Consider the following 7,741-nt stretch of genomic DNA (forward strand, 5'->3'; position numbering starts at 1 on the left):
CAGCTTCTCTTTTTATTTGGATGGAAGGAATCCTCCAAATAAAACTGGAAAAAGGCAGCAGGCTTTTTTCTCTTTATTGGAAGGCTTACCCCACCTATAATGAGGCTTAAGAAGGGGCAATGAACCCGGAGGGAGGTGGACGCTTTGCTGCCTGCTATAGTCGAAGTAACGATGAATCGGTTGTGCAAAGCTTTAGATGCCCGCACATCGAGCATTGAATCCGTATATTTGTACGGTTCGGTTGCGTTAAATGACTATATAGAGGGAACCAGTGATATCGACTTTGTAGCCATTATTCGAAAACCGCTTACGCAGTCAGAGATCCAGTCCATTATGGCGGCCCATGAAGAGGTTGAAAGAGAGCTTCCAAATACAGATATAATGGGGGCGTACATCCTCCTCGAAGACGTAGGGAAAAAGCCAAATGAAATGAACGCTTTCGTAACTTATTTCAATAAACAGCTACATACCAATGGCTCTGGAGCGGATATTAATCCGATTACTTGGTGGATTTTGAAAAAACATGGCGTTCGGATCTACGGCTCGGCTGTAGTCTTCCATTACGAAACAGACATTGCTTCGCTGCTCGGATATGTAAGCGGCAACCTAAACAGCTACTGGGTGAATTGGATAGACCGCTTAGAGAAACAATTATCGCTCAACAACGTGTTGGAGGACGAAACTTATATCGAACAGCTTGATAAAGCGATCGAGTGGTGTACACTGGGGATGCTGCGACAATGGTATACGTTAAAAGAACGGGATATAATCAGTAAAATTGGCGCAGGGAACTACGGCATTCAGCAACTGCCGGAAAAATGGCACGGACTTATACGTGAAGCTATCGCGATAAAGCGGCTCGAGCCAAGTCGTTATTATATCTCACAAAAAGAGCGATTGGCGGATCTGGTAGATTTACTTCAATATATTCATCTGGATGCTAATCGCTAGGAAAGCCTGCGAAAATGCAGGTTTTTCGCGATAAATCGAGGTGAAATAAGGAAATTCCTGCGATTGTGCAGGAATTTTTTGTTTTTTTGCTTGATAGGTAAGAAAATGCCTCAAAAGCCTGCATTCCTGCAGGCTTTAGGCGATACGGCTTATTTTGAGCTCAAAAGGATGCATTTTTGCAGGTTTGCAAATGTGCTGGCATTCTTTTGCCGTGTTTTTATCTTTTGCCAATGATTTGGCAGGAGAGTAGAACGGACAGAGGTGCTCAGTGAGGACTGCTGAGCATTTGCTGCGCGAAATCGGGATTCTCCAGCAGCGGCCGTCCAATCGCGACGGCATCCGCCAGTTGGTCCCTGAGGATCCGGTCCGCAAAGCTACGGGTATAGATTTTGCCGACGGCGATGACAGGGATTTGAAGATGCTGCTTAATCACAGCAGCGTCTGGCAGCTGGTAGCCAGGATGGACATCCGTCGGCGGGGTCGGAAGAAGACCGCCAGAGGAGACATCGACTCCATCAAGAAGCCCTTTGGCTTCAAGCGGTTTGAGCATGATCGCGAGCTCATGCGGATTTAAACCGCCATCGGTGTAATCCGTTGAGGAGACCCGCACGATAACGGGGTATTGGCTGCCGGTTTCTGAGCGAATTGCTGCAAGTGTGTCTTGCAAAAATTTGCTTCTGCCCTCGAGTGTTCCACCGTAGGCGTCGGTGCGGAAATTAGAGAGCGGGGACAAAAACTGATGAATCAAAAATCCGTGAGCCGCATGTACCTCGATCCCGTCAAAGCCCGCGGCGATGCTGCGTCTGGCAGCCAAACGGTAATCCTCAATAAGAGTTTCTATGTCGGAGACCGATAATTGTGCCGGTTTTCCGAACATCTCGTCATAGGCAATCGCACTAGGCGCAATGAGCCGTTTCGTTACTTGAGGGTCCGATTTTCTTCCTCCGTGGGATAGCTGCACGAATAGCGGGGTATGCCGGGCATGCACGGCTTCGGTTACCCTTTTCAGCGCGTCGACGTGCCGATCTGAATAAATGCCGATGTCATTAGGCACCAATCTGCCGTTGCCCGACACCGCCGTTGACTCCACAATGATGAGTCCAACCGCATTGGCACTTCTTGCGTAATGCTGAATATGATGCTCAGTGGCATAACCTTCCGGCGAGCCATTGTATTGCTGCATAGGCGCCATGATTAATCGGTTGCGAAGCTCCAAGCTGCCAATGGCGATAGGGCTGTCGAGGGTAAGTGATTTTGTCGCGATCATGTAGGATCCACTCCTTTAAAGTATCTTTAGATAATATTTTATAAGGATTAAAAGAAGTTTTACATACATAAATCATGTTATAATTGAATTAAATTCTTCATATTAAAGTTAAAAAGGTGTTTGAACCGTATAAATGAAAGGCGGATGCTTGATATGGACAAAATTGACAGTAAAATACTTTCCCTGCTGCATGAGAACGCGCGGATGCCAGTTGCCGAAATCGGCAGAACAATCGCGATGACACAGCCAGCCGTTACTGAACGGATACGCAAGCTTGAAGAGCAAGGGATCATCGCTGGCTACAAGGCCGTTCTCTCTCCCAAGAGGCTTGGTAAAGATGTCACGGCGTTCGTACTTTTCAAGACGAGCAGTTGTATGGATTTTCAGGCATTCTGCTCGCAATCTCCGGATGTCATCGAATTGTACCGCATCAGCGGGGAATATAATTTTATGATGAAAATAATGACCACATCCATGGAAGCATTAACCGTTTTTCTGGACTCGTGCGGCCCTTACGGTTTCTCTTCGACACTTATCGTGCTTTCGGCGGCGATTGAAAATAAAAGCCTGATCGATGAAATTAGTGAAGGGAATTAGTGGCATGTTCTTAATAAAGCACACCTTTAATCTTAAGTTCTCCCCTTTCAATAGGGGATTTAATTACTTATGATACATATATCAACTACGAACATGCTCTTATTTTATAAAAGAGAGGAGAATTGTGCAGCAACTTTGTAAACGCTTACCGATTGAAGTGGGAAGTTTTGAAGGGTTAAAACTATAGGAGGTACGAAATGCGAAAAATCAAAAAGATGGTTTCGTCTATTTCTGTAATGGCAATAGCGTTAAGTATGTGGATGCCAGGTGTGTCAAGCGCGGAAACGCCAATAAGTGCTGCTAATTCAACGATTTTTGGTCCGAATGTATATGTATTTGACCCGTCGATGTCGGCTGCTGATATTCAAAATACAACGAATTCCGTATTCAGCAGACAAGAGTCAAACGAGTTTGGAAGCGAGCGAGATGCTTTTCTTTTCAAGCCAGGTACCTATAACGTGAACTTCAATGTAGGCTTCTATACACAGGCATCCGGCCTTGGTCAAAATCCGGGCGATGTGACGATAAACGGCGGATTGAATGTGAATGCGGATTGGGATAACGGCAACGCGACGCGCAACTTTTGGAGAGGGATTGAGAATTTAACGATTATCCCATCCAACGGCAAAACGCAAATCGCGGTTTCACAAGCAGCGCCACTAAGAAGATTGCATATTAAAGGTGAATTGCAATTATTTGATTTTGATTCCAACTGGAACGCTGGATGGGCGAGTGGAGGATATCTGGCTGATTCTATCGTTGATAATGCGATTGTTCCAGCTTCTCAGCAGCAGTGGTTCTCGCGGAATAGTGAATGGGCCAGCTGGTCGAACGGTGTGTGGAACATGGTATTTGTCGGAGATAAGAATGCGCCCGCTGGACAGTTCCCAGACTCGCCTTATACGGTCGTCGACAAAACGCCAACCGTAAGAGAAAAGCCTTATCTGTATATCAATAATTCGGGACAATACGAAGTATTTGTTCCATCTCTTGCGACGAATACGCAAGGAGCGAGCTGGGCGAACGGAACGACACCTGGTCAATCCATCTCATTGGATCAATTCTACATTGCTCGATCAGATTTATCGAATGCAGCAAGCATTAACGATGCGCTTAGCCAAGGGAAGCATATTTTATTTACACCGGGAATCTATCACTTGAATGATACGATTCGTATCAATAATCCGAATACGGTCGTGCTTGGTATAGGTATGCCGACACTCATTCCCGATACAGGCAAAGCGGCCATGTCGGTTGCTGATGTAGACGGTGTGAAAATTGCAGGGATCGTTTATGATGCGGGTCCAAATGGCTCCAGTTCTTTGTTGGAAGTTGGTCCTACCGGCAGTTCGGCAGATCATTCAGCCAATCCAACTTCGCTCAGCGATCTTTTTTTCCGTACGGGCGGTTTCGTTGATGGCAAAAATGATGCGGAGCTGAAGATTAACAGCAATAATGTCATTGGTGACCATTTCTGGTTATGGCGTGCTGACCACGGGGCAGGGGCTGCTTGGACGAACAATGTTTCCAAAAATGGCCTAGTCGTCAATGGCAACAATGTTACGCTGTATGGTTTGTTTAATGAACACCATAACGAATATCAAACGCTGTGGAACGGCAATGGCGGTCGGGTTTATTTTTATCAATCAGAGATTCCGTACGATGTTCCTAATCAAGCAGCTTGGATGAGTAAAAATGGCACAGTGAAGGGTTATGCTTCTTATAAAGTGGCAGATACAGTAACCGACCATGAGGCATGGGGCCTTGGCGTCTATTCCTTCTTCCGAGATGCAGCCGTGAAGCTGGATAGTGCGATCGAAGTACCTAAGGTGGAGGGTGTGAAAATTCATCATGCCACGACAATTTGGTTAAATGGAACGCCAGGCAGTGAAATCACGCATATTATTAACGATACGGGTGGTGCTGTATATGCCAACTCCCCAGGAGAAGCGATGCGGCAAACCGTTACGGAATTTGTGGGATCCAATCAAGGCGATACGATTGCGCCTACTGCCCCGCAGGATCTGACGGCAACGGCTGCGACGTATAATCAAATCAATTTAAGCTGGACAGCTTCTACAGACAATATTGGTGTCGCTGGCTATGACATTTATCGTGATGGAGTGGTTGTTGGTACGACAGCAGCCAAAACGTTCAGCGATACCGGGGTGAAAGCCTCTACGTCTTACAGCTATACGGTAAAAGCAAAGGATAGTGCAGGCAACACATCACCGGCCAGCAATACAGTAACGGTTACTACACCGGCCAAAGCTCTTGACCGGACAGGATGGACAGCGACCTCTTCCCCAACTAGCGGAGATGGTCCGGCCAATCTATTGGATGGCAGCATGTCCACTCGCTGGAGTACGGGTGCCCCGATGGTACCGGGTCAGTCCATTACAGTAGATATGAAGGCTGTCCAAAGCTTCAACAAAATTGTGCTGGATTCAACGGGCAGCAATCAGGATTATGCACGTGGCTATGAAGTTTATGTTTCCAATGACGGAACGAATTGGGGCACTGCAATTGCCAGCGGAGCAGGCACGGGGCCTGTGATGTCAGTCTCTTTTGCAAAACAAACTGCACGTTACATAAAAGTGGTGCAAACGAGCACATCTTCAAGCTGGTGGTCAGTTCGAGAACTTAACGTCTATGGAGTTGCAGCTTCAAGCACAACCTTGACAGGTCCGGCAGCAGTTTCCGGTGGCCAATCCTTTGATGTCACTCTTAGTTTGGATAGTCTAACAACGGGCAGTTATGCGCAAGATTTGAGTTTTTCTTACAATGACAGCCAGCTTGAATTTATTTCTGCGGATTCTTTAAAAGAAGGCTTGGTTCTTGTTGATAAGAAGGTTGAAGCGGGTAAAATACGTTTAATTACAGCAAATTTAAGCGGTACAGCCCTGAATGGCAATGTGATTACGCTTCACTGGAAAGCGAAGTCTTCGGAGGAATCAACCAACACAGCAATCACGTTGACGAAGCTTACCTTAGCGGATGGGCAAGGGATCGAGAGTGATATCGACGGCACCTCGCTGCCTATTCAGATAAAAGTAACGGTAGATTTGACCCTGTTGAATGCAACTATACAGGATGCGCAATCGAAACACGATGCAGCTGTAGAAGGTTCGCAAATAGGTCAATACCCTGCTGGATCCAAAGCTGCTCTGCAAGCTGCGATTGATATAGCGAAGGCTGTTGCAGCGAATGTCAATGCAACGAAGCAACAAGTCGCTCAAGCGGTAACTGATTTGAATGCGGCCTTGTCAACATTTACGCAATCTGTACGGACCGCCTCGCCAGGAGATGCAAATGGAGATGGCAAATTCACGATCGGTGATTTGGCTATTGTTGCAGCAGCTTATGGCAAGACATCCTCGGATCCAGATTGGGCACAATACAAGAAGGCAGATGTCAACAACGATAATAAAGTAGATCTCGTCGATCTTGCAGCTGTTGCACAAAAAATTCTACAGGAATAGTTATGTAGGCAACTGGTAAAATTGCGCCGTATGTGATTCGAAATGTATCGCATACGGCTTTCTAACAAAAGAACAAGTTCACGTTTTTCGATGTTGAAGGGAGATATCGAACATGGGATTGAGGCGATGGTTAACCAGCAGTATGATGTTATTCTTCTTAACGAGTATGATCCTTACATCCGTATCTGCAGCAGCATCAGAAATAAGTGAGGCGCCTGCGTATGCAATGAAGATTTCCAATAAATCGGTTGCAAAAGGTGATACCATTGAAGTTCTGATTCAAGGAAGTCATCTCAAAGACGTTTATGCCTTCGAAGTCAATTTGGTTTATGATCCAACACGCTTAAAACTGAAGGATGCTAAGACGGACATTCCCGGATTTTCTGTCAATCCGATCATCAAAGATAAAAATATTCAGCTCGCGCACACACAAGTAGGAAAAGCCAAGGGATTGAATGGCGAGCAGCAGCTTTTCAAGGTTCATTTGGAAGCGATACGTTCGGGAAATGTTGAGCTGATGTTGAGCAGTGTGAATGTCGTCGATTCCGCACTTGCGAGTTCTGCTCTTCAAATAGATAGCAAACTCTCTCTTGCTATACAGAGTCCATATCGCTTCGATGACCTCGATGATTTCGAATGGGCGATATCGGCAATTGAAGCACTGGCTGCCAAAGGTATTGTGACAGGCACGGCTGAGCGTATGTTTAGTCCCGCTAGTTCGGTCACACGTGCCGACTTTGTCTTATTGCTAATGAGAACCTTGCAGCTAAAGGGCACGACAGATCACCAATTTGAGGATGTGCAGGATGGTTTGTATTACGCTGAGCCTCTAGCTGCGGCAAGAAGCTTGGGTATCGTGGAAGGTGATGAAAGCAACAATTTCCACCCCGAAGATTCCCTTACACGAGAGGATATGGTGGTGCTTACGAATCGTGCATTACGCGCGTCTAATCACCTCTCCACGCATAGCAGCTTGTCTGTACTCGAGACATTCAACGACTATTTGTCGATATCCGACTATGCTGCTGATAGTGTCGCGGATTTCGTCCAGCTAGGATTGCTGGAAGGCTACTCCAACGGCATCCACCCGAAAGAGACGTCGAACCGCGCACAGGCTGCGATGCTTGTAAGCAAGCTAGTTGCTTTTTTGGGGAAATAAAGGAGAGAGAATCGGCGGCAATCGTTGTCGGTTCTCTTTTTCGTTAGGTGGTGTCCGCTTTTCACAGGTGGAATTCCAAATCGAGGGCAGAAGGGGCATATTGGGCACCATTGAACTGGGGGGCTGTTGTTTTTGTAGGGCTGTTTTTTGTAAACCTGCGATTGTGGTTACTACTCAGGACCCCGACTAAAAAAGCTGAAATTACCAACGTAAGCCAATTGCAGTGATGTAAGAATAGGATGATTTTGTTTGACCAACGTGGAGATAAAACTTCGGATGGTCGCA

At 46.4% G+C, this 7,741-nt stretch carries 5 protein-coding genes; 4 read left to right on the forward strand and 1 reads right to left on the reverse strand.

What is annotated here, in order from left to right; all coding sequences use genetic code 11:
• Window positions 1-144 precede the first annotated feature (144 nt).
• A complete protein-coding gene (locus tag HQN90_RS36435; protein WP_173227729.1) occupies window positions 145-951 on the forward strand; it encodes a nucleotidyltransferase domain-containing protein in 807 nt (268 codons plus the stop codon).
• Between the two features lie 265 nt (window positions 952-1,216).
• On the opposite strand, the gene HQN90_RS36440 is transcribed toward HQN90_RS36435, so the two are convergent.
• The gene (locus HQN90_RS36440; RefSeq protein ID WP_173227730.1) at window positions 1,217-2,218 is read right to left on the reverse strand and encodes an oxidoreductase; all 1,002 of its coding nucleotides are present in this window, start codon (window positions 2,216-2,218) and stop codon (window positions 1,217-1,219) included.
• A 153-nt stretch (window positions 2,219-2,371) separates the two neighbouring features.
• Between HQN90_RS36440 and HQN90_RS36445 the strand changes: the two genes are divergently transcribed.
• From HQN90_RS36445 to HQN90_RS36455, 3 genes are all read left to right on the forward strand, one after another.
• The gene (locus tag HQN90_RS36445; protein WP_173227731.1) at window positions 2,372-2,815 is read left to right on the forward strand and encodes an Lrp/AsnC family transcriptional regulator; all 444 of its coding nucleotides are present in this window, start codon (window positions 2,372-2,374) and stop codon (window positions 2,813-2,815) included.
• Between the two features lie 197 nt (window positions 2,816-3,012).
• Window positions 3,013-6,297, forward strand: coding sequence for a discoidin domain-containing protein (locus tag HQN90_RS36450; RefSeq protein ID WP_173227732.1), 3,285 nt, complete (start codon window positions 3,013-3,015; stop codon window positions 6,295-6,297).
• A gap of 112 nt (window positions 6,298-6,409) precedes the next feature.
• Window positions 6,410-7,456, forward strand: a complete 1,047-nt coding sequence (locus HQN90_RS36455; RefSeq protein WP_173227733.1) for an S-layer homology domain-containing protein — start codon at window positions 6,410-6,412, stop codon at window positions 7,454-7,456.
• Window positions 7,457-7,741: the final 285 nt, after the last annotated feature.

The organism is Paenibacillus alba, assembly GCF_013204855.1.
Lineage (GTDB): Bacteria > Bacillota > Bacilli > Paenibacillales > NBRC-103111 > Paenibacillus_E > Paenibacillus_E alba.

Excerpts from the sequence above, each read along its gene's own strand:
- HQN90_RS36440 (WP_173227730.1), bottom strand. The coding sequence starts at position 2,218 with ATGATCGCGACAAAATCACTTACCCTCGACAGCCCTATCGCCATTGGC.
- HQN90_RS36445 (WP_173227731.1), top strand. The coding sequence starts at position 2,372 with ATGGACAAAATTGACAGTAAAATACTTTCCCTGCTGCATGAGAACGCG.
- HQN90_RS36450 (WP_173227732.1), top strand. The coding sequence starts at position 3,013 with ATGCGAAAAATCAAAAAGATGGTTTCGTCTATTTCTGTAATGGCAATA.
- HQN90_RS36455 (WP_173227733.1), top strand. The coding sequence starts at position 6,410 with ATGGGATTGAGGCGATGGTTAACCAGCAGTATGATGTTATTCTTCTTA.